Here is a 26502-nt window from a genome sequence, read left to right on the forward strand (position 1 = left end):
TAAAAATAAAACCCTAACAATAAAAATATTTTCACGGAATATCAATTTGATTCATATTGATTATTAGACTGTTTTCAAATAGATATAAGTAATTAATATCTTCCATTGTATGATATAAATCATTTATTGAGCTACTGGTAATGAGTACTTTTATACTCACAAAGAAGTGTTAAATTTTCTTAAAGATTAATATTATGGAAATAATGGAAGCAACAAAAACTAGAGTCTACCGGTTCGGAAATAAATCGGCAGATGGCAATAGTACAATGAAAAACCTTTTAGGAGGTAAGGGGGCCAATTTAGCAGAAATGAGTGCTATTGGTATTCCAGTGCCGCCAGGTTTTACAATCACCACAGAAGTTTGTACGGAGTATAATTTACTGGGTAAGGATACTGTTGTTGATATGATTAAGGAGGAGGTAGAAGCTTCTATTGCTAATATTGAATCTTTAATGGGAAGTGGCTTCGGAGACAAGGAAAACCCATTATTGGTGTCTGTACGTTCTGGTGCCAGAGTATCCATGCCAGGGATGATGGATACCGTGTTGAATTTAGGTTTGAATGACGAAGTGGTATTGGGATTGGCCAAAAAAACCAATAACGAACAGTTTGCATGGGATTCCTACCGTCGTTTTATACAAATGTATGGAGGCGTGGTTTTAGGCATGAAACCGGTATCTAAGGAAGATATCGATCCGTTTGAGGAAATCATGGAAAACCTTAAGGAAAAACGCGGTATTCAATTGGATACAGAGTTTACCGTTCAGGATTTAAAGGATTTGGTATACGACTTTAAAGATGCCGTAAGAAAACAAACAGGGCACAGTTTCCCAACCAATCCATGGGAACAACTTTGGGGAGCCATTATAGCGGTGTTTAATAGTTGGAATGGAGATAGAGCCGTTTACTACAGAAACATGCACGGATATCCAGCCGACTGGGGAACTGCCGTAAATGTTCAGGCTATGGTGTATGGAAACATGGGGAACAACTCTGGAACAGGTGTGTGCTTTACCCGTGATGCTGGTACCGGTGAAAATGTCTTCAATGGTGAATATCTTATCAATGCCCAAGGAGAAGATGTAGTGGCAGGTGTTAGAACACCACAGCAAATTACCTTATTAGGATCTAAACGTTGGGCAGAATTAGCTCAAATTACAGAAGAAGAACGAGCAGAAAAATATCCGTCTTTGGAAGAAGTGATGCCAAGTATTTTTGCAGAACTCGATGGTTACCAAGAAGTATTGGAACAGCATTATAGAGACATGCAGGATATGGAATTCACCATCCAGGAAGGCAAGTTATGGATTTTACAGACCAGAAACGGAAAACGTACTGGAGCTGGAATGGTGAAAATTGCTATGGACTTATTGAAAGAGGGCTTAATCAATGAAAAAGAAGCGTTACTTCATATAGAGCCAAACAAATTGGATGAATTACTGCACCCAGTATTCGATCCTAAAGCTTTAAAAAGTGCTCATGTAATTGCACAAGGGTTGCCAGCATCTCCTGGAGCGGCTACTGGAAAAATAGTGTTCTTTGCCGATGAAGCAGCCAAGTTCAAAAACAGTATTTTGGTGCGTATTGAAACCTCTCCGGAAGATTTGGAAGGAATGCACATTGCCAAAGGTATTTTAACGGCTCGCGGAGGGATGACTTCACATGCGGCAGTGGTAGCCCGTGGTATGGGTAAATGTTGTATTTCAGGAGCAGGCGCTTTAAAAATCAATTACAAAACAAGAACCTTAACTGTTGATGGTCATGAATACCATGAAGGGGATTGGATCTCTCTAAACGGTTCAACAGGTAATATCATTGAAGGTAAAGTAGAAACTGTAGAACCTGAATTGAGTGGGGAATTTGCAGAATTGATGAGCCTTACCGACAAATATGCCAAAATGAAAGTGCGTACCAATGCTGATACACCAAAAGATGCTAAAATAGCGAGAGGTTTCGGAGCAGAAGGTATCGGACTTACCAGAACCGAGCATATGTTCTTTGAAGTGGACAGAATCAAAGCCATGCGTGAAATGATTTTGGCCGATACCGTAAAAGGTAGAAAGCAAGCGCTACAAGAACTGTTACCAATGCAACGTGAGGATTTTGAAGGAATTTTTGAAGCAATGGAAGGTCTTCCTGTAACCATCCGTTTATTGGATCCGCCATTACACGAGTTTGTACCTCACCAATTGGCGACCCAAAAAGAATTGGCTGAAGAAATGCACATTTCGTTAACCGCAGTTAAGAACAAAGTAGCTGAATTGGAAGAGTTCAACCCAATGCTTGGACATAGAGGATGTAGATTAGGAAACACTTATCCAGAGATTACCGAAATGCAAACCCGTGCCATAATTGAAGCAGCGTTGAACTTGAAAGAACGTGGCATTATTTGTCAACCTGAAATTATGGTGCCTTTAATTGGAACAGTTGAAGAGTTTGTCGCACAGGAAAACATCATCAGAAATACGGCTAACGCCATTTTTGAAGAACGTAATGATAAAGTAGACTATTTAATCGGTACCATGATAGAAGTGCCTAGAGCAGCCTTGATGGCCGATAAAATTGCCGAGCATGCCGATTTCTTCTCCTTTGGAACCAACGACTTGACTCAGATGACCTTTGGGTATTCTCGTGACGATGCTGGTAAGTTCTTGCCAATCTACATTGAAAAAGGAATTTTGAAAGTAGATCCTTTTGAAGTCTTGGATCAAGAAGGAGTAGGACAGCTAGTTCAACTAGGAACTGAAAGAGGTCGTAGCGTAAAACCACAATTAAAAGTGGGTATCTGTGGTGAGCACGGTGGAGAACCAAGCTCTGTAGAGTTCTGCTACAACACTGGAATGAACTACGTAAGTTGTTCGCCATTTAGAGTGCCAATAGCAAGATTGGTTGCGGCTCAAGCTGCCATTAAATCAGCATAAATGTTTAAGTAGATTTGTTTAATAAATTTAATATTGGTTTTTAATTAAATGGAAAGCGGTCAAGGATGTATTCTTGACCGCTTTATTTATGAAAAATTGTAATTCTTATTGATGTTTTTCCACCCACTCTCTAGCATTAACAAAAGCTTCTACCCATGGCGAAACTTCATCCTGTCTGTTGCTAGGGTAGTGCGCCCAGTTCCATTGGAATGTAGAACGCTCAATGTGCGGCATCGTTACTAAGTGACGCCCTGTTGTATCACACATCATCGCTGTGTTGTAATCTGAACCATTTGGATTGTGTGGGTATTCCGAATAAGCGTATTTACCAACAATATTGTATTGATCTTCAGATTCTGGTAAGTTAAATTTACCTTCACCGTGAGAAATCCAAACCCCTAAAGTACTTCCAGCTAAGCTAGAAAGCATTACCGAGTTATTTTCCTGAATTTTCACTGAAGTAAACGAGCTTTCGTGTTTATGAGAATTGTTGTGAACCATTTTCCCGTGAACATCGTGCTCAGGGTTAATCAATTCTAATTCCATCCATAACTGACAACCGTTACAAATACCAACAGATAACGTATCTTCACGTTTGAAGAAATTTTTAATCACTTCATTCGCTTTTTCGTTGTATTTGATGGCTCCGGCCCAACCTTTAGCAGAACCTAAAACGTCAGAGTTAGAGAATCCACCAACAGCACCTAAGAACTGAATGTCTTCAAGGGTTTCACGACCAGAAATTAAATCGGTCATGTGAACGTCTTTCACATCAAATCCGGCTAAGTACATCGCGTTTGCCATTTCACGCTCGGAGTTACTTCCTTTTTCACGTAAAATCGCTGCTTTCGGTCTTGGCTTACTCGCATCTATTACAGGAAGTTTCCCTGTAAAGTGACTTGGGAACGTGTACTGTAATGGTTGATTTTTATAGTTGTCGTAACGGTCTTGTGCAAAACCGTTAGCTGTTTGCTTTTGGTCTAACAAGAATGATGTTTTGTACCACATATCACGTAAACGAGATACCGTCATGGTAAATACATCCGTTCCGTTAATGATGCTTAATACATCAGACTCTGTTACTTTACCAATGTTGAAGAAATCAATATTAGCAGCAAATAAAACAGTTTCGATAGAAGTATCTTTCGACTGAATTACTAAACCAGCATTTTCAGCAAATAATACTTTAAATGAATCGTTTTCAGCTAAAGCGGTAATATCTAATTCAGCTCCTAAATTGTTATCAGCAAAACATAATTCTAATAAGGTAGTGATTAATCCACCAGAAGCCACATCATGTCCAGCAACAATTTGTCCGTCAAGAATGAGTTGTTGAATCGTGTTGAATACGGTTTTAACGTATGCGGCAGATTGAACATTTGGTGTATCGTTACCAATTTTGTTAACCACCTGAGCAAATGAACTTCCACCTAATTTAAAGTTGTCTTGAGACAGATTGATGTAATAAACGTTTCCTGCTCCTTTTTGGAATACAGGTTCAACCACTTTATTAATGTCTGTACAGTTTGCAGCTGCCGAAATGATTACAGTACCTGGAGCAATAACCTCTTCGTTAGGGTATTTTTGCTTCATCGATAACGAATCTTTTCCGGTTGGCACGTTGATGCCTAAATCAATTGCAAATTCTGAAACGGCTTCAACAGCTTCGTATAAACGCGCATCTTCACCTTCATTTTTACAAGGCCACATCCAGTTTGCCGATAAAGACACATTTTGTAATCCGTCTTTTAAAGGCGCCCAGATAATGTTAGTTAAAGCTTCAGTAATTGAGTTTCTACTTCCAGCCACCGGATTGATTAATCCAGAAATAGGTGAGTGCCCGATAGATGTTGCAATACCTTCTTTTCCTTTGTAATCTAAGGCCATCACTCCAACGTTGTTTAATGGAATTTGTAATGGTCCAACACATTGTTGTTTGGCTACTCTTCCACCAACACAACGGTCTACTTTATTGGTTAACCAGTCTTTAGAAGCTACAGCTTCTAATTGTAATAACTGGTCTAAATAATCGTAGAAGTTTTCTTTGTTGTAAGCAACATCGGCATAATTGCGAGCTACTTTTTTGTCATGCATGTATGTTTTTGGTGAGCTACCAAACATATCATCCATGGCTAAATCCATTGGTTTGTGTCCGTTGGTTTTAGATTCAAAGGTGAAACGGTGATTACCGGTTACGTCTCCAACGGTATACATTGGTGAACGCTCACGATCGGCAATTTTTTGTAATGTTTCAATATGTTTTTCGGCAATAACTAATCCCATACGTTCCTGAGATTCGTTACCGATAATTTCTTTATCTGATAATGTAGGGTCTCCTACAGGTAATTTATCTAAATCGATGTGTCCACCAGTTTCTTCAACTAATTCCGAAAGACAGTTTAAGTGTCCACCAGCACCGTGATCGTGAATAGAAACAATGTAGTTTTCATCGCTTTCAACCATACCACGAACCGCGTTAGCAGCACGTTTTTGCATTTCTGGATTAGAACGTTGTACGGCGTTTAATTCGATACCTGATTCAAATTCTCCAGTATCAGCACTTGATACCGCAGCACCCCCCATACCAATACGATAGTTTTCACCACCAAGGATAACCACTTTATCACCAGTTTTAGGGGTGTCTTTTAAAGCTTGTTCAGCTTTACCATACCCGATACCTCCAGCTTGCATAATCACTTTATCGAAACCTAGTTTTCTGGCATCTTCTTCGTGCTCAAACGTTAACACCGAACCACAGATTAATGGCTGACCAAACTTGTTACCAAAATCTGAAGCACCGTTAGAGGCTTTAATTAAGATATCCATTGGTGTTTGGTATAACCACTTACGCTCATCCATAGCCTGTTCCCAAGGACGGTTTTCTTCCAGACGCGAATAAGACGTCATATAAACCGCAGTACCTGCTAAAGGTAAAGATCCTTTTCCTCCAGCTAAACGGTCACGAATTTCTCCTCCTGAACCTGTAGCAGCACCATTAAATGGCTCTACGGTTGTAGGGAAGTTGTGGGTTTCTGCTTTTAATGAAATAACAGATTCGAATTCTTTAGTTTCGTAAAAATCTGGTTTATCAGCTGTTTTAGGAGCGAATTGCTCAACAACAGGTCCCTTTACAAAAGCAACATTGTCTTTATATGCAGAAACGATATCGTTAGGATTGGTTTCAGATGTTTTACGAATCATTTTAAATAATGACGTCGGTTTTTCTTCACCATCAATTACAAATGTTCCGTTGAAAATTTTGTGACGACAGTGCTCACTGTTTACTTGTGAGAAACCGAATACTTCAGAATCGGTTAACGGGCGACCAATTTTTTCAGAAACACCTTCTAAGTAAGCCACTTCTTCATCACTTAAAGAAAGCCCTTCCTGAATGTTATAAGCTGCAATATCTTCAATATCAAGAATAGGTTCTGGCTTGATATCTATTGTGAATGATTCTTGGTGTAATCCGTTGAATTTTTCAGAAATCATAGGATCATACCCTTTGAAATCTTCAGAAACAGCTTCAAATTCCTCAATTCGAATGATGTCTGAAATCCCCATGTTTTGAGTGATTTCCACTGCATTGGTACTCCAAGGCGTAATCATAGCTGCTCTTGGCCCAACAAAAAAAGCATCCAACGATGCTTGCTCTATTTTAGGCTGGTTGCCAAATAACCATGTTAATTTAGAAATGGTTTCTGTTGATAATTCTTTTGTTGTTTGAACAGCAAAAACCTTACTGTTTACGTTTCCAAAGAAATGAATCATTGTTGATGTATTAGGTTGTAATTTAAAAATGCAAAAATACACTTTTTTAGTCATTTAAGTGGCATTTTTCAGGAAAGCTTATTCCTATTTTCAAAGGGTGAATAAGTAGTGCTTAAAAGTACTTTTCCAAGATATGGCTAACAGAACTATAGTAGCTCTTTCCGAACAAATTGAGGTGAACCAATAAGTAATAGAGTTGGTAAATAGAAATTCTGTCTTGGGTATGGGAAGTTTCGGGATATTGTTTGTCGTAAGCCTTGTAGAATTCGGGGCCAAAGCCACCAAATAATTTGCTCATTGCAATGTCTACTTCATGGTGTCCATAGTAGGAAGCAGGGTCTATAAGATAGGGAGTGCCTTCTAGAGAAATTAGGTAATTCCCGCTCCATAAATCGCCATGTAAAAGTGAGGGAACTACATTTTGGAAGAAGGGAGCAAGTTTTGCTATCATTTGTTCTTTTGAAGGACATTCTGACTCTAAAAGTAATTGGTTTTGAATAGCGAGTTGTAATTGTGGAAACAGTCGTTCATTTACGTAGAATTCGATCCAAGTGTCAGTTGGTTTGTTACTTTGATGCAAACTTCCTATATAATTGTCGCTATCAAATCCAAAAGAGTTACTGGATATCTTATGTAAGTTTCCTAATTGTTCTCCCAGCGTTTTAAAATCTTTGGAATAAGGAGTTTTTGCAGGTATATATTCCATGAGTAGAAGAGAAGTGTCTTCAAGTTTATTACAATGTATTACGTCTGGAGTGGAAATGGTATTGGTTTCTGCAATGTGCTTCAGTCCCAAGGCTTCCTTTTGAAACATATCGAGAGCTTTGGGACTCTTGTTGGCTTTTAGGAAATAGGAATTGTCCCTGGTTCTTAATAAATAAGCCTGAGAAATATCACCTCCTGAAATGGATTGAAAGTCTAAAATGGATTCATTTAATTGTTCTGATAGGTAGGTGATGATATTGGTTTCCATGCAATAAAAAAGGTCATCTGTTGATAGATGACCTTAAAATTACAAATTCTTATGAAAGCTATTGTTTGATAAGCTTTTTGGTGACTGACTGATTTTGGTACTGTAATTTAACCAGATAGATGCCGCTGTTTAGCTTGGAAATATCCAATTTATTTTCAGTGTTGGAAACCTGTTTTTCCAAAGCTAGTTTTCCTAAAACATTATAAATCTGAACTTCCAAATCAAAAGAAGTATCTATATAAAGTGTATTGCCATTTACTGGGTTGGGGTAGAAGGTAGGTTCCAAGTTAGTTTGGTACTCACTAACTGATAATTCTTCCTGCCAAATAGCACTTACATATTCTGGGTGGTCAATAAATGGGTTCCTATTGTCTTGATGCTCAAAAATGGCATTGTTTCTATCTATTTCCTTGGTGCTTACAGGGTCGTTGATATGCCAACTGTAAAGCAGGTCTAAAGCCCATTGTTCAAATACTTTATCGCTTGTGCCGTCAAGCATGCTGTTACCATTTGTGTCATTGGTTTCCCAGGAAGCCACATCTTCCTGGTAACGAACAGCAATATAAAATAGACCACGTGCAATATCCCCTTTATAATCGTCTACAGGTTCAAAAACTTCTCCTACAGGTCCCGAAAGGTCAGTGCTGCCTCTTTGACTACCGTTTAGAGACGTGTAGCTTGCCGAAGAAACTTCACCAAAAGCCAAATTACCGCGTTCAGCATTTACCTTTTTATCAGTTGGTAGAATATGAAACGCATCGGCAAATATGGGATGGTTTTGGTTGTTGCCAAACCAACTTCGAGGAAAGGTATGTTCACGGTTGTATTTATCACATTCTACTGTACCGCCTGTGCCATTGTCTTGGTCGGTGCCAAATTCAAAATTACAATCGCTATAAATATCCCAAACCTTGCCGTCTGTTCTCACATCTGAGGTTTGGTACAAAGTCCAAAGTTGACTGTAGGTTACGGAAGTATCATGAAAGGCTTGGCCGTTACTATCGTCAATATCATCAATAATGGTTTTAAGTGCTGTTTTAAGAGTATACCCCTCGAGCCCTTCGGCTGCATCATAATATCCTTCAGGAATCTGAGCAAACAAACGGAAAGTCATGAAAAATAAAAGCAGTAGGTAGTTATGTTTCATAAACGCACGTTTCTGTTATTATTTGTTTTTCTCTAATTGAGCCATATAAAAACCATCAAATCCAGATTCGTAGGCCAAAATCTTTTTGTCTTTTACCAATTTGAAATCTTTACCGTTTTCCGACTTCAAAAAAGCAGCCACTTGGTTTTGGTTTTCCGATGGTAGTACAGAACAGGTGGCATATACCAATTTTCCTCCTGGTTTTACCATTTTGGAATATTGTTGCAATACTTCCTGTTGGGTCACTTTGATGTTTTTAATGAATTCAGGTTCCAATTTCCACTTGGAATCTGGATTTCTTCTCATTACTCCTAGACCAGAACACGGCGCATCAATTAATACTCTATCAGCTTTTCCGTAAAGCTTTTTGATAGGCTTGGTAGAATCCAAAACTTTTAAATCCAAATTGTGCACACCGTTGCGTTTTGCTCTAACCTTGAGCTTTTTCAATTTACTTTCGTAAATGTCCATGGCAACTATTTGGCCTTTGTTTTCCATAAGGGAAGCAATGTGCAACGTTTTTCCACCAGCTCCTGCACAGGTATCAACAACTTTCATGCCAGGGGCAACATCTAGATATGGCGCAACCAATTGAGAAGAAGCATCCTGAACTTCAAACCATCCATCTTTAAAAGCCTCGGTTTTAAAAACATTGGCACGTTCCTTAAGCCTTAAGGCAGAAGGGTAGTCTGATAAAAACTCAGTCTCTATATTTTCAGACTGAAGGCGAAGTTGAAGGTCTTTCTTGTTCGTTTTTAAAGTGTTCACTCTTAAAATTACATCGGCCTGTTCGTTTTGTTTTGAAATTTCTTTGGTCCAAACTACTTCGCCTAATTCCTGAACACCAAGTTCGTCCATCCAATCAGGAATGGAGTCGCGGAACTTTCTAATTTTGGAAAGTTCATCAAAACGTCCTTTGATTTTTCGCTGTGGGGTGTTTTCAAAATATTTCCAATCTGGCAATCTAATACCTTTCAAGGTAGCCCAAACAGCAAACAGACGCCAAATATCATCTCTGTCAAATGGTTCTTTTACATTGGCGATTTCGGCATACAGGCGCTTCCAACGTACAATATCGTAAGTGGTTTCGGCCACAAAGGCACGGTCACGGCTTCCCCAACGCTTGTCGCGTTTTAAAAGCTGCTGGATTACTTTATCGGCATAAAGTCCCTCATTGAATATCTGTAATAAACCATCTACGGTTGCAAAACATAGGTTTCTGTGTAAGCGCATATTGTAATGTTCAAGGCCCTGTTGGCTAATTGGTTTTAATGCAATAGTTTAACAGTTGCCGGATTTAAAAAATAAAAACATGCAAAGGTAGTTTAAAAGCTACGAATTGTCATAAGAATTTTAAGTAAAACACATTCCTGGTGCTGTGTAATGTTCTAAATAAAAAAAGAAGCCATTTAGGCTTCCTTTTTATCATGGTTTCCCATGTTGTTCACGACGACGTTTTTTGAATTCCTCAAACATTTGATGTTTGAAATCATCTTCAGATTGTTTGAGCAGCAAAATTTTCTTGGCAGATAAAATTTCCTGTAAATCATTGAGAAATTTTGTCTTCAACTGGTGGCGTTGGTCTTCAATAGTTGCAATTTCATTTAGTAGGGCTTTGGCCTGGGATTCCGTTAAACTTTCCAAATTGGCATTTCTACGTTTAGTGAATGCTTCATGCCTAAGCTGGTTGTTGCTCTCTTCAAAAGTGTTGTAAACTGGCCAAAATTCTTGAGCCTCTTTTTTGGTGAGGTTCAAACGTTCTGTTAGGAAGGCAATTTTTAAGGTCTTGATTTTCTCTCTGTCTGGTTCTTGGGCTTGGATGCCAAAGCTCAGGCAAAAGAGAAGTACTGTTAAAGTGAATTGTCTCATGGTTCTGATATGTATTCCAAATCGTCCAGTGACGAATGTTCTATAAGATAATTTTCTATGGTTGCATCTGGGATGTTGGTTTCGTTAAACCCATCAAAAAGCAGATAGTCCTCAGTGGTCAAAGCTGCTAGGTCTTGATCTGTAAATTCTTCTTCAGATAAATAGCTTTCAATGGAAACTGTTTCTAGGTCATTAAAATCCAGACTGTCTTTGGAATTCAAGAATAAACCCAAAAGTAAGATGATGGTGGCCGCAATTCCGGCTGCATAAAAAGTGGTTTGCCGTGTCCAAAATGGTGTAATTTTAGGGTTAGCGAACTCTTGGGTCTGGACTTTTCTTAAAATTTTGGCATCAAAAGACTCAAAATAATTAGAGGGTACTTCAAATCCGGGAGTAGTTATTTTGCTAGACAAATTTGCTTGATCCCAAATAGCGTCTTCGACCTTATCAAAATAGCCTTCAGGAACTTGGTGTCCCGCAGATTTATTAAGATGTAATTTGTTGTCTTTCATTGTTAATTTGACTAAATTATACCAAAAAGGTTTAATTTGAGCTTAGGTATTTTTCTATTTTCTTCACAGCAATATGATAGGATGCTTTCAGGGCACCTTCACTAGTTTCTAAAATGTCTGCCATTTCCCTATAAGTAATGTCATCAAAATATTTCATGTTGAAGATGAGCTGTTGCTTTTGTGGTAGCAAGGCTATGGCTTTTTGCAATTTCAACTGGATTTCGTCACCTTCAAAATACACATCGGCTTTTAGATTGTTTATGGCCTGTTGCTGAATTTCTTCACTGGAAGCTTTTAAAAACTTTGCTTTTCGGTTGAGAAAGGTAATAGATTCATTGGTGGCAATACGGTACATCCATGAAAACAATTGGCTTTCTCCTTTAAAGTTATGAATGTTTTTGTAAACTTTAATAAAGGTGTTTTGCAAGACATCGTCGGCATCATCATGGGAAATGACAATTTTCCTGATGTGCCAGTACAAACGTTCCTTGTATTGAGACAGTAATTCCTTAAATGCCTGTTCCTTGGTGCGTTCTGATTTTAATTGAACTATGAGGTCTTGTTCGCTTATCACCTGTTGTTTATTGCTTAGACATCACAAATTAGGAAAAGTTTAATGGAATTTTGGTAAAATGCGGTATTTGTGTAATTGGTTGAATTTTAATTATTTACGTCACAAATGAATCGATGAAATGCAATAAAACACGATAAAACGCATTTTTTTCTTGCATTGTATGTAAAAATGTTCTAAGTTTACATCAGCCTAACCTATAAACCTGTTACCAATGTCCCCAAATTTGGTAATAAAAATGAAAAGGATGCGACAACTGTTGCATCCTTTTCTGGCTTTTTAAGGTTATTGTTTGTTAATCAAAGCTCTGCATTTCCACAAGCTTTTTATAAGCGCCTTGTTTGGCAAGCAATTCTTCGTGAGAACCTTGCTCTACAATTTGTCCTTTTTGCATCACAATAATTTCATCGGCATTTTGAATGGTAGATAACCTATGAGCTATGACAATGGAAGTACGGTGCATCATCATTTTTTCCAAAGCGTCCTGTACCAAACGTTCGCTTTCAGTATCCAATGCTGAAGTGGCTTCGTCCAAAATCATAATTGGAGGATTTTTTAGAACGGCCCTAGCGATGCTAAGACGTTGTTTTTGTCCTCCTGAAAGTTTGTTCCCAGAATCTCCAATATTGGTTTCAATACCGTTTGGAAGTGTGCTTACAAATTCCCAAGCATTGGCAATTTTTAAGGCCTCGATAATCTCTTCATCAGTGGCGTCTTCTTTACCAATAAGCATGTTGTTTTTAATAGAATCATTGAAAAGGATAGAGTCTTGGGTAACCAATCCAATCAAGCCTCTTAATGAATGCTTGCTAAGGTCGCGAATATCATCACAATCTATGGTAATACTACCTTTGTTGACATCATAAAATCTGGTCACCAAATTGGCAATGGTACTTTTTCCACTTCCAGACTGTCCTACCAATGCCACAGTTTTTCCTTTAGGCACAGTAATTGAAAAGTCTTTCAAAACCCAGTCATCTTCATATTTAAAGGAGATATTGTTAATGTCGATTGCCGTAGTGAATTCATTTTTAACTTTGGCATTTGGCTTATCCTGTAAAGGCGATTCTGTATTCAAGATTTCCAACACACGATCGGCGGCGGCATTTCCGGCCTTTACTTTGTAGCTTGCTTTACTAATGTCTTTCGCTGGTGTCAAAATTTGATAGGCCAAAGCCATATAGGTGATAAAAGCACCTCCGGAGAGAGTGTTTTCTATAAGAACCATACTACCTCCATACCATAACAATGCTGCTATCGTAACGATTCCTAGAAATTCACTCGTAGGAGAGGCCAAGTTTTGGCGATTCAGTAAGGTGTTTGAAAAATGATAAAAGCGATTTGTAGAGTCTTGAAATTTGTCATTAAAGCGTTTCTCGGCATTAAATCCTTTGATGACTTTAAGTCCACTTAGAGTTTCCTCAAGGGTTGACAGGAATACACCCTGTTCGGTTTGTACTTTATTGGATTTGCGTTTTAAACTTTTTCCAATTCTAGAAATAATCAAGCCTGCTACTGGAATGAACAAAAACACAAAAACAGTGAGTTTTGTGGAAATAGTAAACATGGTGATAATTGCAAACACAATGGTTAAAGGTTCCTTTATAATAAGTTCCAATACGGCCAATAGTGAGTTTTTTACTTCATTTACATCTCCTGAAATACGTGCAATGATATCCCCCTTTTTCTTTTCAGAATAGAAAGAAATAGGCAAGGTGATTACTTTGTCGTAAATGGCATTCCTTAAGTCCTTCAGGACCCCATTTCTAAGAAATGTTATAGAGAACAAGGCTAGATAATTAAACAGGTTTTTAAGTAAGAACAAGCTAATGATCAAAATAATCATATACAATAAAGTGCGCTCTGGCCCTTCATTGGCATTGGTTGTTGTTACAAAGTAATTCAGGTAATCCTCACCGTAAGATTTTAAATGCTTGATACCTTGATACACAGGTTTTACGGTGAGTTTTTTAGTTTCTCCAAATAATACATTGATCATGGGCATTAAAGACACCATGGCCAGTGTACTGAACAGTGCGTAAAGCACATTGAAGAAAATATTGAGGTACCCATACTTCTTGTAGGGAAGTATGAATTGCGACAGTTTTTTTAGGTATTCCATTAATTGAGTTTCATGGCCTTTAAAATGGCATCGATTTTCGATTCCAATTTTTGTTCCACAGCTTTGAATTCTGACACATTGTCTAACGTCGTGTTTACGCTAATGTAAAATTTGATTTTAGGCTCTGTACCACTAGGTCTTAGGGCTATTCTGCTACCGTCTTCGGTAGTGTAGATCAATACATTGGATTTTGGAATTTCTATAGGGCTTTCAGTTCCTTGTATTAAATCTTTTGAAGTGGATAATTGGTAATCGTCCACAGTCACTACTTTTGAACCATTCACTTCTTTCAATGGATTTTCACGAGCATCAACCATCATTTGTTTGATTTCTTCAGCACCGGAAATCCCTTTTTTAGTTAAAGAGATCAAGCGTTCTTTAAAGAACCCATATTTCACGTAGGCTTCAATTAAACCTTGGTAGAATGAACCGCCTTGAGCTTTGGTATACGCGGCAATTTCACAAGCTAGTAGGGTAGAGGTCACTGCATCTTTATCTCGAACAAAATCCCCAACCATAAATCCGAAACTTTCTTCTCCACCACCAATAAATTTCAGTTCAGGGAAATCGACGATCATTTTGGCGATCCATTTAAAACCTGTAAGTCCTACTTTATACGAAACTCCAAAAGCATCGGCCAGGTTTTGCATCATAGGGGTTGATACAATCGTGGAACCTATAAATTCCTTTCCTTTGATAAGGTCTTTGTCATGCCATTGTTTCAATAGAAACTCGGTCATCATGATCATGGTCTGGTTTCCATTCAATAATACCATATTGCCTTCCAAATCCCTCACGGCAACTCCTAAACGGTCACTATCGGGGTCGGTTCCTATTACGATATCCGCATTAACTTTCTCAGCCAATTCCAAGGCCATTTTTAAGGCTTCAGGTTCTTCCGGGTTAGGGGAGGCTACCGTAGGGAAGTCTCCGTTTGGTTCGCTTTGAGCTTCCACAATGTGAACATTTTTAAAGCCAGCACGTTTTAAAGTCTCCGGGATTGTGGTAATGGACGTTCCATGTAATGGCGTAAATACAATCGATAAATTGTCTTTGGCTTCCTGACTGGTAAAACTAGCATTGGCAACCGCTGCATCTACAAAGGCATTGTCAATATCTTTTCCGATATAATGAATTAAATCTTCGTTGGCATTGAATTTAACCTCAGAGTAATCCAATGCATTGATTTCTTCGATAGTTTCATGGTCTTGAGGAGGAACTAATTGACCTCCATCTTCCCAATATACTTTGTAGCCGTTATATTCAGGAGGGTTGTGTGATGCTGTTAAAACAATTCCACATTGGCATCCTAGGTGTTTCACAGCAAAGGAAAGCTCTGGAGTAGGACGTAAATCTTCAAACAGATATACTTCAATATTATTGGCAGAGAACACATCTGCAACCACTTTTGCCAAAGTTTTACTGTTATGTCTACAGTCGTAGGCAATAACCACTTTAATAGGCTGATTAGGGAAGCATTTGTACAGGTAGTTGCTCAATCCTTGCGTATTTTTTCCAAGGGTATACTTGTTAATACGGTTGGTACCAACGCCCATAATACCACGCATACCTCCGGTGCCAAATTCAAGATCCTTATAAAAGGATTCCTTAAGTTCGTTGGGGTTGCTGTCCATTAAAGATTTGATATGTTCCTGGGTATCGGCATCAAAGGTTGAAGTTAACCACATTTGGATGCGTTCCTGTAATTGAGGTTCTAAAGTGTTCATAAGCTAATATTATATCACAAAAATAAGCATTTCATACATTTTATGAGATGCTTTTGAGTTGATGAAATGGTTTTAAGAAAGTTAAATTGCTTTCTTTCTATAGGTTGAGTTCGCTTTTAATTAAATAGCGTTTTTTATCTTCTTTAGTTTGAAGGATGGTTTCGCCCAAGAAACCTGCTACAAAAAATTGGGCTCCCATAATCATGGTGGTTAGGGAGATGTAAAATTGAGGACGTTCGGTAATCAATCTGCCTTGTGGGTGGATAAAGAGCTTGTCGATACCCAAATAAAGTGCAAAGATAAATCCAATAGTAACCATGATAACCCCTAGAGCGCCAAAAAGGTGCATTGGGCGTCGCGCAAATCGGGAAATGAACCAAATGGTTATTAAGTCTAAAAAGCCGTGAATAAAACGGTCCATGCCAAATTTGGTGGTGCCATATTTTCTTGCTTGGTGCTGCACCACCTTTTCGCCAATTTTCAAAAAGCCGGCATTTTTTGCCAAAACAGGAATGTAACGGTGCATTTCACCCTTTACATCAATGTTTTTTACCACATTTATGTTGTAGGCTTTCAAACCACAGTTGAAATCATTTAAGCTGACACCCGAGGTTTTTCTTGCCGCCCAGTTAAAGAGTTTGGAAGGCATGTTTTTGGTAAGGACGGAATCGTAGCGTTTCTTTTTCCATCCAGATACCATATCGTAGTCGTCCTGAACAATCATTTGGTAGAGTTCGGGGATTTCCTCAGGATTGTCTTGCAGGTCAGCATCCATGGTGATGATCACGTTTCCTTCAGCCTTAGAAAAACCGGCGTGTAGTGCCTGGGATTTGCCAAAATTCTTCAAAAAACGAATTCCTTTTACATTAGGATCTTTTTTTGAGAGACCAACAATGGTTTGCCAGGACTGGTCTGTACTACCATCGTCGATAAAAAGGATTTCATATGAAAAATGATTGGATTGCATAACGCGTGCAATCCAATCATGAAGTTCTGTTAAAGACTCTTGTTCGTTAAGTAGTGGTATAACTACTGATATATCCATGGAGTGTTATTCAAAATTCTACGTCCAAAAGTAAAGAAATTATTTAAGCTGCGTTAGGATCATTGCGTTTCATGGCCAATGCTACGATAAGCCCGATGATTGAATAGAATACCAATTGAAACGCTACCGATTTTAATTGGTTGCTCATTGCAAATTGATTTTCGCCTTCCATTTGCAGCATTGCTTTATCAATTTCAGATTGTGGAGCTCCAAAATTTTCCATCATTTGGCGAGAGCTTTCCATAACATTTTCCTTTAGGATTTCAGAAGCTTCCGGATCAATAACATTAAAGAGTACAATACTAACAAGCGTACTAATTACAAAGCCTACAGCTATGGTAATGAAATAGGAGGAGAACGCTTCCTTAAAAGAGATAAACCCTTTTAACAAGCCTTTGGATCTTGCAGTGGATACAATTCCAAAAACCAAAATAACTAAAAATAAAATGATACCTAGCCACCATTTAGTCAAAAGTTCAAGGTTAATAGCATAAGAAAGCACGGTTACCAATACAAGCGTAGCGCCAAGGTAAAGTCCGTAATTTAGGGCAGAGGCCTTAATAGATTTTTCCATTATAATGATGATTTTTTTAGTTTACACTAGGGTTAGTAATCAAATATACTAAATCGTTACATAAATTTACTGCAATAAAAATTAAAAAAACATTGTACATAAGTAAAAAATGCTTAAATTTGCAGCTCGAAAAAATGAAACGATAAAATAGCTTTAGCGATGAAAAAAGGTATACATCCAGAAAATTATAGACTTGTAGCATTTAAAGATATGTCTAACGAGGACGTATTTTTAACAAAGTCAACGGCAGTTACTAACGAAACTTTAGAAGTGGATGGGGTTGAGTATCCATTGATTAAGTTAGAGATTTCAAGAACGTCTCACCCATTTTATACAGGTAAATCCAAATTGGTTGATACCGCTGGACGTATTGATAAATTCAAAAACAAATACGCAAAATTCAAAAAGTAATTTAAAGCGTCTTTATATACATTTAAAGCCTTTGGGAATGTCCCAAAGGCTTTTTTGTTTTGACTAAATATGGTACTTTTGAGGTGGCTATTGGGCGGATTCTCTATGACATCTTTGCGCTTTCGCCTTATTAATCTTTAACTCATTCCAAATGAACTATATTCTTTTTGATGGTCCTTTTCGCAACAATTTGTTGCCATTTACCTATACGCGTCCGGTGGCCGATATTCGGGTTGGTATTTTAACCATTCGTGAAAAATGGGAAACATTTTTGGGGTACACCACCACAACTTTGACAGAAGAATATCTTTCTGATAAATTTCCAATGGTAGAAATGGAGGAGAATGTCATGATCAATGCGTCCTATCTGCCAAATGCGGAATTAGTTGAGATGGTGAAAAGCTTGAAAGAAAACCAAGCCATTTTTAAGGGTGAAGATGTGTTGGCATTTTTTACCACAGATACTCAAGAAGAAGTAGATTTTGAAACGTATGAAGCCATTGAGTTTGAAGATGACGTCTTGAAAATAGAACATACTTGGGATATTTTTGCTAAAAACGGGGACGCTATTGCCGAAGATTTTGAATTGTTGACCAAAGGAAAGGAATCTCAGCCAATTCCATCTTCAAACAATACTATTCACGCCAATAGAATTTTTATTGAAGAAGGCGCTAAATTAGAATTTGTAACCCTAAATGCTACCAACGGGCCAATTTATATTGGAAAGGATGCGGAGATTATGGAAGGTTCTATCATTCGTGGGCCGTTTGCCTTATGTGAAGGGGCTACGGTAAAAATGGGTGCTAAAATTTATGGACCTACCACGGTTGGGCCTTATAGTAAGGTTGGAGGGGAAATCAATAATTCGGTGCTATTTGCCTATTCCAACAAGGGGCATGATGGCTTTTTAGGGAATTCGGTGTTAGGAGAATGGTGTAATCTTGGAGCCGATACCAATAATTCCAATTTAAAAAATAACTATGCCGAAGTCCGTCTTTGGAACTATGAAACTGAAGGTTTTGCTAGAACAGGCTTACAGTTTTGTGGATTGATGATGGGGGATCATAGCAAGTCTGGTATCAATACCATGTTTAACACTGGAACGGTTGTTGGGGTGAGTGCAAATGTTTTTGGTAGTGGATACCCAAGAAATTTCATTCCTAGTTTTGCATGGGGAGGGAGTTCAGGATTTACAACATTTGTAACCAAAAAAGCATTTGAGGTGGCTAATGTTGTGATGTCAAGACGTAATATTGAATTTACGGAACAAGACGCTGCTATTTTGGAGCATATATTTGAGATGACTCAGAAATACAGAAAATCGTTTTAATTCTTTTTCACTGTTCTTAAATCCAATTGGTTTACGGGATTAATACCCAATCCCGAAACGTTTTTTTGTGTAAACCTAATAACTTCGTCATAATACAAAGGGACAATGGGGGCTTGTTGCATCACCAAACTGTCCATTTGGGTGTAAAGTGCTTTTCGTTTTTCAATATCATTGATTGCAAAGGAAGCATTATAAAGGCTATCAAAAGCGGTGCTTTTAAAGTGTGTGTAGTTGGAACCGTTTGGAGATAAGGTTTTGCTGTAGAATAAACTCAAATAATTTTCAGCATCCAGATAGTCGGCTACCCATGAAGCTCTAAACAAGCCTAATTTTCCGTTGTTTCTTGCATCTCTTAAAGTGGCGGAAGGTAATACATCCACATTGACCAAAATGCCAATCTTGCCTAATTCCCTTTGAATATATTCGCAAAAATTTAAATAGTTGCTGGTGGTGGATATGGTGATTTCCGGATTTTGGATGTTGGTCTCTTTTCTGAACTGCTCTACTAATTGTTTGGCTTTTTCGGGTTGATAGGAAAAACCGATATCTGCTTTGTAACCGGGAAGTCCTTTGGGAATCATGCCGCCATGGGCCGGTACGCCCACATCATTTCGCAGATAAATCATCATTTTAGTTCTGTCGAAACCATAATTAACCGCTTTTCTTAAGGTCTCAGATTGTATTTCTGGAATGTCTGCATCTAGATAAAAGCCTAAATATTCTGTGTTTAAATAAGGGCCTCGAAGCATATTGACATCTTTTGCATAATTGGGTCTTAATTCCCCTTTTGCTGTTAGTATTTCGTCTTTGTAAGAAGCGTCAAGACTGTTCAGGAAATCAAGTTTTCCTTGGGCGAATTGTAAAAATTCACTTTGTTTGTCTGGAAGAAAAGTTATGGAAACAGCTTCCAAATAGGGTAATTGCTGTCCATTTTCATCATATTCAAAATAAGCGTTGTTACGCCTTAAAACCAGTTTGATATTTTCCTCCCATCGTTTAAATGAAAATGGTCCTGTGCCAATTGGGTGAGACCTGAACTCGTTACCATAATGATCTACGACTTCATGAGGGACTACTGAACAGTATTTCATGGTCATAAGACCTAAAAAGGCAGGAAATCTGGTATTGAGTTGGATTTCGAAAATAGTGTCACTAATCGCTTTAAAGTCGTTGACTTTGTTCAAAACCCAACTTCCTGGTGAAGCAATAGATTTATCTCTAAGTCTATTGAAGCTATACACAAAATCTTCGGCCGTAACGATTCTGGTTGAGTCTTTTCCAAAGAGAGGGCTTTTATGAAAGTAGATGTCGTTTCTTACATTGAAAGTGTAGGTCAAGCCATCTTCTGAAATAATCCAATTTTTGGCAATACATGGAAGGATGTTCAAACTGTCATCTGTTTGCACAAGACCATTAAAAAGTTGATTGGCTAACCAGGTTTCTCCAACATTTCGGGAAAATGCAGGGTCTAAGGAACCTATAATATTACTTTCGTTATAGCGGAAAACAGAGTTGTTGTTGCTCTCTTTTTTCTGGCAATTAAATAATAAGGTAAAAAGGAATAAGTAAAAAATAGAAGGGAATTTCATTTGGTAATGAATGATAATGCTGATTTGGTATTGTGTGAAATCTTAAAAAATAAAAATATGAAAAAAAATTACAAAGGGTTTTAGTTTGGACTGTATATTGAATATACTTTTTTAATTTTCATCTAAAATTTTCAAAGATTAAATAAATAGTCCCTTTTATGTGAGTTAAGTTCATGTTTGTAAAGGGGCTTTGTTGGTTCGGAATTTAATGAGTTTTTTGAAATAGGAGTTTCAATGTCAGTAGATTAAAAAAGAGAGCGCTTAATTAGATAAAGCGCTCTTTTTTTGTATTTTTGCACTCCTTTTCAAGAGTTTAGGAAGATGAATAAAAAAGTCGCTTTTTACACATTAGGATGCAAACTTAATTTCTCGGAAACGTCTACTATTGCTAGAAGTTTTTCCGATGAAGGATTTGATCGCGTTGATTTTTCTGAGAAAGCAGATATCTACGTTATCAATACCTGTTCGGTGACGGAAAATGCCGACAAGCGATTTAAAAGCATTGTAAAGCAAGCTCAAAAAGTCAATCCAGAAGCTTTTGTGGCGGCTGTTGGGTGTTACGCACAATTGAAACCTCAAGAACTTGCTGACGTGGAAGGCGTAGATTTGGTCTTGGGTGCCACCGAAAAGTTTAAAATCACCGACTATTTAAACGATCTTACCAAAAACGATTTTGGAGAAGTACATTCCTGTGAAATAGAAGAAGCCGATTTTTATGTAGGAAGTTATTCCATTGGGGATAGAACCAGAGCATTTTTGAAAGTGCAGGATGGATGCGATTATAAATGTACCTATTGTACCATTCCGTTGGCTCGAGGTATTTCCAGAAGTGATACCATGGAAAATGTACTAAAAAATGCACGGGAAATTTCTGAAAAGGACATCAAGGAGATTGTCTTGACAGGTGTGAATATTGGGGATTATGGCAAAGGGGAGTTTGGAAATAAACGTCACGAACATACATTTCTGGACTTGGTAACCCAATTGGACCAGGTGGAGGGGATTGAGCGTTTGCGTATTTCTTCTATAGAGCCCAATCTTCTTAAAAATGAAACCATTGAGTTGGTCTCAAAATCCAGAGCCTTTGTACCTCATTTCCATGTGCCTTTGCAAAGTGGAAGCAACGACATTTTGAAAAAGATGAAGCGTCGCTATATGCGCGAGTTGTATGTGGACAGAGTTAATAAGATAAAAGAAGTGATGCCACACGCCTGTATTGGTGTTGATGTGATAGTTGGTTTTCCAGGGGAAACTGACGAACACTTTTTGGAGACCTACAATTTCTTGAATGAATTGGATGTTTCCTATCTGCATGTTTTTACCTATTCTGAGCGTGACAATACGGAAGCGGCTTTGATGGATGGTGTAGTTTCTAGAAATGTTAGGGGAAAACGTAGTAAAATGTTAAGAGGCCTATCTGTTAAAAAGAGAAGAGCTTTTTATGAGAGTCAGATTGGGGCTACTAGAACTGTATTGTTTGAAGGAGAAAATAAGGAAGGCTATATTCATGGCTTCACCGATAATTATGTTAAGGTGAAAGCGCCTTGGAACCCTGAATTGGTCAATACACTGCATAAAGTGAACCTTACGGAGATTGGAGAAGACGGTATTGTAAGGTTTGAGTTTGTTAAGGCTTTAGTTGTTTAAGGAGAATCTTCATTTTATCTGTTTTTCTCACAGTTTATCCAATTTTTTAATCTTGGGAATTTTTTCAGCGGTATTTTTAAAAATTTTAAAATTGCTTGTAATTTGATGAAACAATTTGGTGCCGTAATTTCCCTAATTTGTATACTACAGTTGTCTGTGGCTTGTTCTGAAGACAGTTCTTCCAAAAATGCTTTAGTAGGAAAGTGGAAATTGACCTCTTGGTCAGCAGAAGTGCCTATGGACTTAAATAATGATGGTCTAGCAAACGTTAATCTTTTAAAGGAAACTACCTGTTCAAATAAGGAAACTTTAAGTTTCGATGTACATGGCATAGTCTCATCCGAAGATACATTCAATCCAATGGTAATGTTTTCAGAAGTGAATGGAGGAGGGGCCAACGCTTATGTGGTTCAAGTAGAATGTGCCGAAGGGATTATTGGTTTTGCTATGGATTATGCATATGATAGGGCCAATGGAACTGTTCAAATGGGAGAAAATACAGTTGCCACATTGAATGGAGGAGAGCTGACTATAATTTATGGAAATGCGATAGAAATATACAATACAGAGCTTACTGAAGTAGTAGCAACAAAAGATTTAACTAAAGTGTATACCAAACAGTAATAAAGAAAAGCACAAACAAAAAACCGAAGCCTTGTAATAAGACTTCGGTTTTTTTGTTATATCCTGATACCTACCGGTAGCATTTTTTTGTATTGTCTGTGTCTTCTTATGAATTTCGCAATTTCTGGACTAGTTGGAACTACGCTAATGTTTCGATCTTGGATATCCGCAAAAACCAATTTTAAAAAGTCCTCGGCAAACTCATCAGATTCTACCGTTTCCGGAATGATAAGCTTGGTCAAGAAAATTTTACGGTCTTGAAGCGAATACTCAATCTTAGCAAGTTCGTTGTCGATTTTTAGTTCATATTGACGTAAAAAATCGTTGTCAATTAATTCAGCTGCATCAATCATAGTTAATTATTTATTTTAAAGGGTCAGTGGGGAAACAAAAAACATTTCTGTAGTTTTGCAGTGCAAATTTACAAAATTTATTGCATATATTAAAGCCCTGTTAAGGTTAAGTGTTTAGGAGATAAAACTTTAGGTTTTTTGAGGGTTTTTTTGGTGTGTAACTAGGTTTTATTGTTGAACTCTTGAGATTGGAATTACAAGGAATGAACGAGGAGATTATACACGTATACATGATGCCAGGCATGGCAGCAAATTCAACAATTTTTGAAAATATTAAATTACCAAAGGAGCAGTTTCAAATCCATTGGTTGGAATGGATGTTGCCAGAGGATAATGAAAGTTTGTCGCATTATGCGCAGCGTATGGTGGCCAAAATAAAACATACCAATGTGGTGTTATTGGGAGTGTCCTTTGGAGGGATTTTGGTGCAGGAGATGAGTAAATTTATTCCCGTAAGGAAAATAATTGTAGTTTCTAGCGTTAAGAGTAAACATGAGCTGCCAAAAAGGATGAAGTTGGCAAAGTTTACAAATGCCTATAAATTTTTGCCAACGCAATTGGTGAGTCATGTGGAAGCCTTAAGTAAATATACAGTTGGCAAAACCATGGCCAAAAGGGTAGAGTTGTACAAAAAGTATCTTTCGGTTACGGATAAGCGTTATTGGGATTGGGCCATTAAGCAAGTGATTTCATGGGAGCAAAAGGAAGCACATCCTAATGCTATTTACATTCATGGAGATAAGGATGGGATTTTTCCACATTCATGCAATGGTAACTGTATTGTTGTAAAAGGAGGAACCCATATAATGATCGTTAACAGGTACCGTTGGTTCAATGAGCATTTGCCCAAACTAATTTTGGGCTAACAAATAAAGAGTGAAGGAAATTTTTTAAATTTATATAAAAACAGGATTATGAGGACTTTGAGAAATATTTTAGCAGGTTTTGGTTTAATTTGTGTGTCGGGGCTATTTATTTTCGCAACACAAACATCAACTTCAGATAAACTTTTAACAGAACCTTCGAGGTATACCAAAGATTACAACGTATATGCTTTGAGTGTGCCTGAAAATCTAAATTTTGCTGGGGAATTGGTGCCTTTGGAAAATCCAGATATTTATGAACGTATGGACAGGGAGTTGTTGGTAAATACCTATTGGCAGTCTAATGGCTTGTTATTGTTTAAACGTGCCCATAAATATTTTCCAATTATAGAGCCTATTCTAAAGAAGAATGGTGTTCCGGACGATTTTAAATATTTGGCAGTTATTGAAAGTGGATTGACCAATGCTGTATCGCCAGCTGGCGCAAGAGGGGTCTGGCAAATTATGCAAGCTACAGGTCGTGAAAATGGACTGGAGGTTAATGACAATGTGGATGAAAGATATCATTTGGAAATGGCTACCGAAGTTGCATGCAAATACCTTTTGAATGCTAAGGAGCAGTTTGGCTCTTGGACTTTGGCTGCTGCTTCATATAACGCAGGTGTTAACGGTGTTGCCAAAAGGTTGGAAGAACAGGGGGTTAATGACTATTACGATTTATTGTTAGGAGAGGAAACAGGACGTTATTTGTTTAGAATCGTGGCGCTTAAGGAGATTTTAAACCACCCAAGCCAGTATGGTTTCAACTTCAAGGAAAGTGATTTGTATACCGAAGTGCCCACGTATAAGGTAAAAGTGGACACAGCCGTAACCGACTTTTCAAAATTCGCTAAGGATTTTGGAATCAATTACAAAATTTTAAAAATTCACAATCCTTGGCTTAGGGAACCATTTTTAAACAATAAGTCAAGAAAGGAATATTTTATAGAAATCCCTAAGGAAGGCTATTACAAGACGTCAAAACCTGAATGATAGAAATTGTAAAGGACAATTTTTGGACAATAATCTTAGTTCTAAACTACCTGTTGGCTGCCTCTGCGGCAGCCACAATTTTGTCCAAAAATATCAATCCAACCAAAACCATCTCATATATTTTGACCTTGGTTTTTTTTCCTTTTTTAGGATTGATTGTTTATTACTTTTTTGGTCAGGAGTACCGCAAGAACAAAATCTTCAACAGAAAGCATATTCTCAATCAAAATATCATTAAATCCTTAGAACGGGATTTTGAATTGGATTTTGGGCAGAGGATTAAATTAGATCATTTTTTGGGTGATAAAATCAAATTGGTGAATCTCTTGAAAAAGAGTGAAAACTCGCCACTGACCTTAAAAAATGATGTTGAACTTCTTATTAATGGAGATGTGACGTTTGATTATTTGTTGAAGGATTTAAAAGCTGCCGAAGACCATATTCACTTGGAGTACTACATTTTTAATGATGATGATATTGGTTCTGAAATCATTGATATTCTTTGTGAAAAGGCCAATAAAGGATTGTCCGTTAGGTTTAGTTTTGATTCCGTTGGAAGTAAATTATCTCGCGTCACCCGAAAGAAGTTGAGAGAAAGCGGAGTTGAGTTTTATCCTTTTATGCCAGTACTTTTTAAGAAATTTACCAGTAAAATGAACTATAGAGACCATCGGAAAATTGCCATTATCGATGGAAAGGTTGGGTATCTAGGAGGAATTAATGTAGCAGATAATTACTTGAACAACCGAAAAGAAAACAAACATTTTTGGAGGGATACTCATATTAAATTAACGGGAGAATCTGTAAAGCCTCTTCAGGTGCATTTTTTGACCAATTGGGAATTTGTTTCAGGCCAAACCTTTAAGGTTTCCAAGAACTTGTTTCCAGAAGCTGTGGCTACCAATGGAGAAGTTGCCGTACAAATTGCGGCCAGTGGTCCAGATACCGATTGGGCCAATATCATGGAGGCAATTTTTACAGCCATCAATACGGCTGATGAGTATGTCTATATTACTACACCTTATTTTATTCCCAATGAACAAATTATAACCGCTTTGCAGGTAGCGGCCAAAAGCGGGGTAGATGTAAGGCTGTTGATTCCTAAAATATCCGATTCATGGACGGCTAAATACGCTAGTAATTCCTATTTGGAAACTTTGATGGAGGCCGATGTAAAAGTGTATCGCTATACCAAAGGGATCATTCACGCTAAAACTATTACTGTGGACGGTGTGTTTTCTTCCATAGGAACTTCTAATATGGACTACAGAAGTTTCAATATTAATTTTGAAATTAATGCACTTATTTATAATAAAGAGTTGAGCAGGCAGTTGGAGAATCAATTTATGGAAGATTTAAAGGATGCCGAGCGGGTTGATTTTGAGAGATGGAAGACTCGGCCGTTTCATCAAAGGGCGAAGGAGGCTTATTGTAGGCTATGGTCACCTTTGTTATAATAG

General features: G+C 37.7%; 21 protein-coding genes. 8 read left to right on the forward strand and 13 right to left on the reverse strand.

The window, feature by feature from the left end; translation table 11 throughout:
- The first annotated feature begins 194 nt into the window (after window positions 1-194).
- Window positions 195-2921, forward strand: a complete 2727-nt coding sequence (ppdK, locus tag ZA06_RS15010; protein WP_053978317.1) for a pyruvate, phosphate dikinase — start codon at window positions 195-197, stop codon at window positions 2919-2921.
- 105 nt (window positions 2922-3026) lie between these two features.
- On the opposite strand, the gene purL is transcribed toward ppdK, so the two are convergent.
- The 11 genes from purL to ZA06_RS15065 form a co-directional block, all read right to left on the reverse strand.
- Complete coding sequence (gene purL, locus ZA06_RS15015) at window positions 3027-6692, reverse strand: phosphoribosylformylglycinamidine synthase (protein WP_053978318.1); 3666 nt, start codon at window positions 6690-6692, stop codon at window positions 3027-3029.
- A 112-nt stretch (window positions 6693-6804) separates the two neighbouring features.
- Window positions 6805-7665, reverse strand: a complete 861-nt coding sequence (locus ZA06_RS15020) for a fructosamine kinase family protein (RefSeq protein ID WP_053978319.1) — start codon at window positions 7663-7665, stop codon at window positions 6805-6807.
- A gap of 58 nt (window positions 7666-7723) precedes the next feature.
- Window positions 7724-8812 carry an endonuclease gene (locus ZA06_RS15025; RefSeq protein WP_082332048.1) on the reverse strand — a complete coding sequence of 363 codons (1089 nt, stop codon included), beginning with the start codon at window positions 8810-8812 and terminating at the stop codon, window positions 7724-7726.
- Window positions 8813-8830: 18 nt separating this feature from the next.
- On the reverse strand, window positions 8831-10045 hold the full coding sequence (locus ZA06_RS15030; RefSeq protein ID WP_053978321.1) for an RsmB/NOP family class I SAM-dependent RNA methyltransferase: 1215 nt from the start codon (window positions 10043-10045) through the stop codon (window positions 8831-8833).
- 192 nt (window positions 10046-10237) lie between these two features.
- On the reverse strand, window positions 10238-10681 hold the full coding sequence (locus ZA06_RS15035) for a hypothetical protein (RefSeq protein ID WP_053978322.1): 444 nt from the start codon (window positions 10679-10681) through the stop codon (window positions 10238-10240).
- The gene (locus ZA06_RS15040) at window positions 10678-11193 is read right to left on the reverse strand and encodes a hypothetical protein (protein WP_053978323.1); all 516 of its coding nucleotides are present in this window, start codon (window positions 11191-11193) and stop codon (window positions 10678-10680) included. The genes ZA06_RS15035 and ZA06_RS15040 overlap by 4 nt, the downstream gene beginning before the upstream one ends.
- 31 nt (window positions 11194-11224) lie before the next feature.
- Window positions 11225-11767, reverse strand: a complete 543-nt coding sequence (locus ZA06_RS15045; protein WP_053978324.1) for an RNA polymerase sigma factor — start codon at window positions 11765-11767, stop codon at window positions 11225-11227.
- Between the two features lie 292 nt (window positions 11768-12059).
- On the reverse strand, window positions 12060-13886 hold the full coding sequence (locus tag ZA06_RS15050; protein WP_053978325.1) for an ABC transporter ATP-binding protein: 1827 nt from the start codon (window positions 13884-13886) through the stop codon (window positions 12060-12062).
- The gene (locus ZA06_RS15055; protein ID WP_053978326.1) at window positions 13886-15613 is read right to left on the reverse strand and encodes a phospho-sugar mutase; all 1728 of its coding nucleotides are present in this window, start codon (window positions 15611-15613) and stop codon (window positions 13886-13888) included. The genes ZA06_RS15050 and ZA06_RS15055 overlap by 1 nt, the downstream gene beginning before the upstream one ends.
- 97 nt (window positions 15614-15710) lie before the next feature.
- Window positions 15711-16658 carry a glycosyltransferase family 2 protein gene (locus ZA06_RS15060; protein ID WP_053978327.1) on the reverse strand — a complete coding sequence of 316 codons (948 nt, stop codon included), beginning with the start codon at window positions 16656-16658 and terminating at the stop codon, window positions 15711-15713.
- A gap of 43 nt (window positions 16659-16701) precedes the next feature.
- Window positions 16702-17232, reverse strand: coding sequence for a DUF4199 domain-containing protein (locus tag ZA06_RS15065; RefSeq protein WP_053978328.1), 531 nt, complete (start codon window positions 17230-17232; stop codon window positions 16702-16704).
- Between the two features lie 159 nt (window positions 17233-17391).
- Between ZA06_RS15065 and ZA06_RS15070 the strand changes: the two genes are divergently transcribed.
- A complete protein-coding gene (locus tag ZA06_RS15070; RefSeq protein ID WP_053978329.1) occupies window positions 17392-17643 on the forward strand; it encodes a type B 50S ribosomal protein L31 in 252 nt (83 codons plus the stop codon).
- Between the two features lie 151 nt (window positions 17644-17794).
- Window positions 17795-18973: a GlmU family protein gene (locus ZA06_RS15075; protein ID WP_053978330.1), complete on the forward strand. Its 1179-nt coding sequence runs from the start codon at window positions 17795-17797 to the stop codon at window positions 18971-18973.
- Here the strand turns inward: ZA06_RS15075 and ZA06_RS15080 are convergent.
- Entirely contained in the window at window positions 18970-20562 is a 1593-nt protein-coding gene (locus ZA06_RS15080) for an ABC transporter substrate-binding protein (RefSeq protein ID WP_053978331.1), read from the reverse strand. The genes ZA06_RS15075 and ZA06_RS15080 overlap by 4 nt on opposite strands.
- A 321-nt stretch (window positions 20563-20883) precedes the next feature.
- Between ZA06_RS15080 and mtaB the strand changes: the two genes are divergently transcribed.
- Together mtaB and ZA06_RS15090 are read left to right on the forward strand one after the other, a co-directional pair.
- The gene (gene mtaB, locus ZA06_RS15085; RefSeq protein ID WP_053978332.1) at window positions 20884-22209 is read left to right on the forward strand and encodes a tRNA (N(6)-L-threonylcarbamoyladenosine(37)-C(2))-methylthiotransferase MtaB; all 1326 of its coding nucleotides are present in this window, start codon (window positions 20884-20886) and stop codon (window positions 22207-22209) included.
- A 102-nt stretch (window positions 22210-22311) separates the two neighbouring features.
- Entirely contained in the window at window positions 22312-22833 is a 522-nt protein-coding gene (locus tag ZA06_RS15090; RefSeq protein ID WP_157503290.1) for a hypothetical protein, read from the forward strand.
- A gap of 56 nt (window positions 22834-22889) precedes the next feature.
- Here ZA06_RS15090 and ZA06_RS15095 read toward each other — a convergent pair whose 3' ends face one another.
- Window positions 22890-23186, reverse strand: coding sequence for a GNAT family N-acetyltransferase (locus ZA06_RS15095; RefSeq protein WP_171971857.1), 297 nt, complete (start codon window positions 23184-23186; stop codon window positions 22890-22892).
- Between the two features lie 203 nt (window positions 23187-23389).
- On the opposite strand from ZA06_RS15095, the gene ZA06_RS15100 reads away from it, so the two are divergent.
- The 3 genes from ZA06_RS15100 to cls are packed head-to-tail and all read left to right on the forward strand — an operon-like array spanning window position 23390 to window position 26499.
- A complete protein-coding gene (locus tag ZA06_RS15100; RefSeq protein WP_053978395.1) occupies window positions 23390-24052 on the forward strand; it encodes an alpha/beta hydrolase family protein in 663 nt (220 codons plus the stop codon).
- A gap of 48 nt (window positions 24053-24100) precedes the next feature.
- Window positions 24101-25042, forward strand: a complete 942-nt coding sequence (locus tag ZA06_RS15105; protein WP_053978334.1) for a lytic transglycosylase domain-containing protein — start codon at window positions 24101-24103, stop codon at window positions 25040-25042.
- Window positions 25039-26499, forward strand: a complete 1461-nt coding sequence (gene cls, locus ZA06_RS15110) for a cardiolipin synthase (protein ID WP_053978335.1) — start codon at window positions 25039-25041, stop codon at window positions 26497-26499. Before ZA06_RS15105 ends, cls begins: the two co-directional genes overlap by 4 nt.
- Window positions 26500-26502: the final 3 nt, after the last annotated feature.

Origin of the sequence: Mangrovimonas xylaniphaga, assembly GCF_001280435.1 — a bacterium.
GTDB classification, from domain to species: domain Bacteria; phylum Bacteroidota; class Bacteroidia; order Flavobacteriales; family Flavobacteriaceae; genus Mangrovimonas_A; species Mangrovimonas_A xylaniphaga.

Excerpts from the sequence above, each read along its gene's own strand:
- ZA06_RS15065 (WP_053978328.1), bottom strand. The coding sequence starts at position 17,232 with ATGGAAAAATCTATTAAGGCCTCTGCCCTAAATTACGGACTTTACCTT.
- ZA06_RS15040 (WP_053978323.1), bottom strand. The coding sequence starts at position 11,193 with ATGAAAGACAACAAATTACATCTTAATAAATCTGCGGGACACCAAGTT.
- ZA06_RS15080 (WP_053978331.1), bottom strand. The coding sequence starts at position 20,562 with ATGAAATTCCCTTCTATTTTTTACTTATTCCTTTTTACCTTATTATTT.
- ZA06_RS15060 (WP_053978327.1), bottom strand. The coding sequence starts at position 16,658 with ATGGATATATCAGTAGTTATACCACTACTTAACGAACAAGAGTCTTTA.
- ZA06_RS15030 (WP_053978321.1), bottom strand. The coding sequence starts at position 10,045 with ATGCGCTTACACAGAAACCTATGTTTTGCAACCGTAGATGGTTTATTA.
- ZA06_RS15020 (WP_053978319.1), bottom strand. The coding sequence starts at position 7,665 with ATGGAAACCAATATCATCACCTACCTATCAGAACAATTAAATGAATCC.
- ZA06_RS15105 (WP_053978334.1), top strand. The coding sequence starts at position 24,101 with ATGAGGACTTTGAGAAATATTTTAGCAGGTTTTGGTTTAATTTGTGTG.
- ZA06_RS15055 (WP_053978326.1), bottom strand. The coding sequence starts at position 15,613 with ATGAACACTTTAGAACCTCAATTACAGGAACGCATCCAAATGTGGTTA.
- purL (WP_053978318.1), bottom strand. The coding sequence starts at position 6,692 with ATGATTCATTTCTTTGGAAACGTAAACAGTAAGGTTTTTGCTGTTCAA.
- mtaB (WP_053978332.1), top strand. The coding sequence starts at position 20,884 with ATGAATAAAAAAGTCGCTTTTTACACATTAGGATGCAAACTTAATTTC.
- ZA06_RS15070 (WP_053978329.1), top strand. The coding sequence starts at position 17,392 with ATGAAAAAAGGTATACATCCAGAAAATTATAGACTTGTAGCATTTAAA.
- ppdK (WP_053978317.1), top strand. The coding sequence starts at position 195 with ATGGAAATAATGGAAGCAACAAAAACTAGAGTCTACCGGTTCGGAAAT.
- cls (WP_053978335.1), top strand. The coding sequence starts at position 25,039 with ATGATAGAAATTGTAAAGGACAATTTTTGGACAATAATCTTAGTTCTA.
- ZA06_RS15025 (WP_082332048.1), bottom strand. The coding sequence starts at position 8,812 with ATGAAACATAACTACCTACTGCTTTTATTTTTCATGACTTTCCGTTTG.
- ZA06_RS15100 (WP_053978395.1), top strand. The coding sequence starts at position 23,390 with ATGAACGAGGAGATTATACACGTATACATGATGCCAGGCATGGCAGCA.
- ZA06_RS15050 (WP_053978325.1), bottom strand. The coding sequence starts at position 13,886 with ATGGAATACCTAAAAAAACTGTCGCAATTCATACTTCCCTACAAGAAG.
- ZA06_RS15095 (WP_171971857.1), bottom strand. The coding sequence starts at position 23,186 with ATGATTGATGCAGCTGAATTAATTGACAACGATTTTTTACGTCAATAT.
- ZA06_RS15075 (WP_053978330.1), top strand. The coding sequence starts at position 17,795 with ATGAACTATATTCTTTTTGATGGTCCTTTTCGCAACAATTTGTTGCCA.
- ZA06_RS15035 (WP_053978322.1), bottom strand. The coding sequence starts at position 10,681 with ATGAGACAATTCACTTTAACAGTACTTCTCTTTTGCCTGAGCTTTGGC.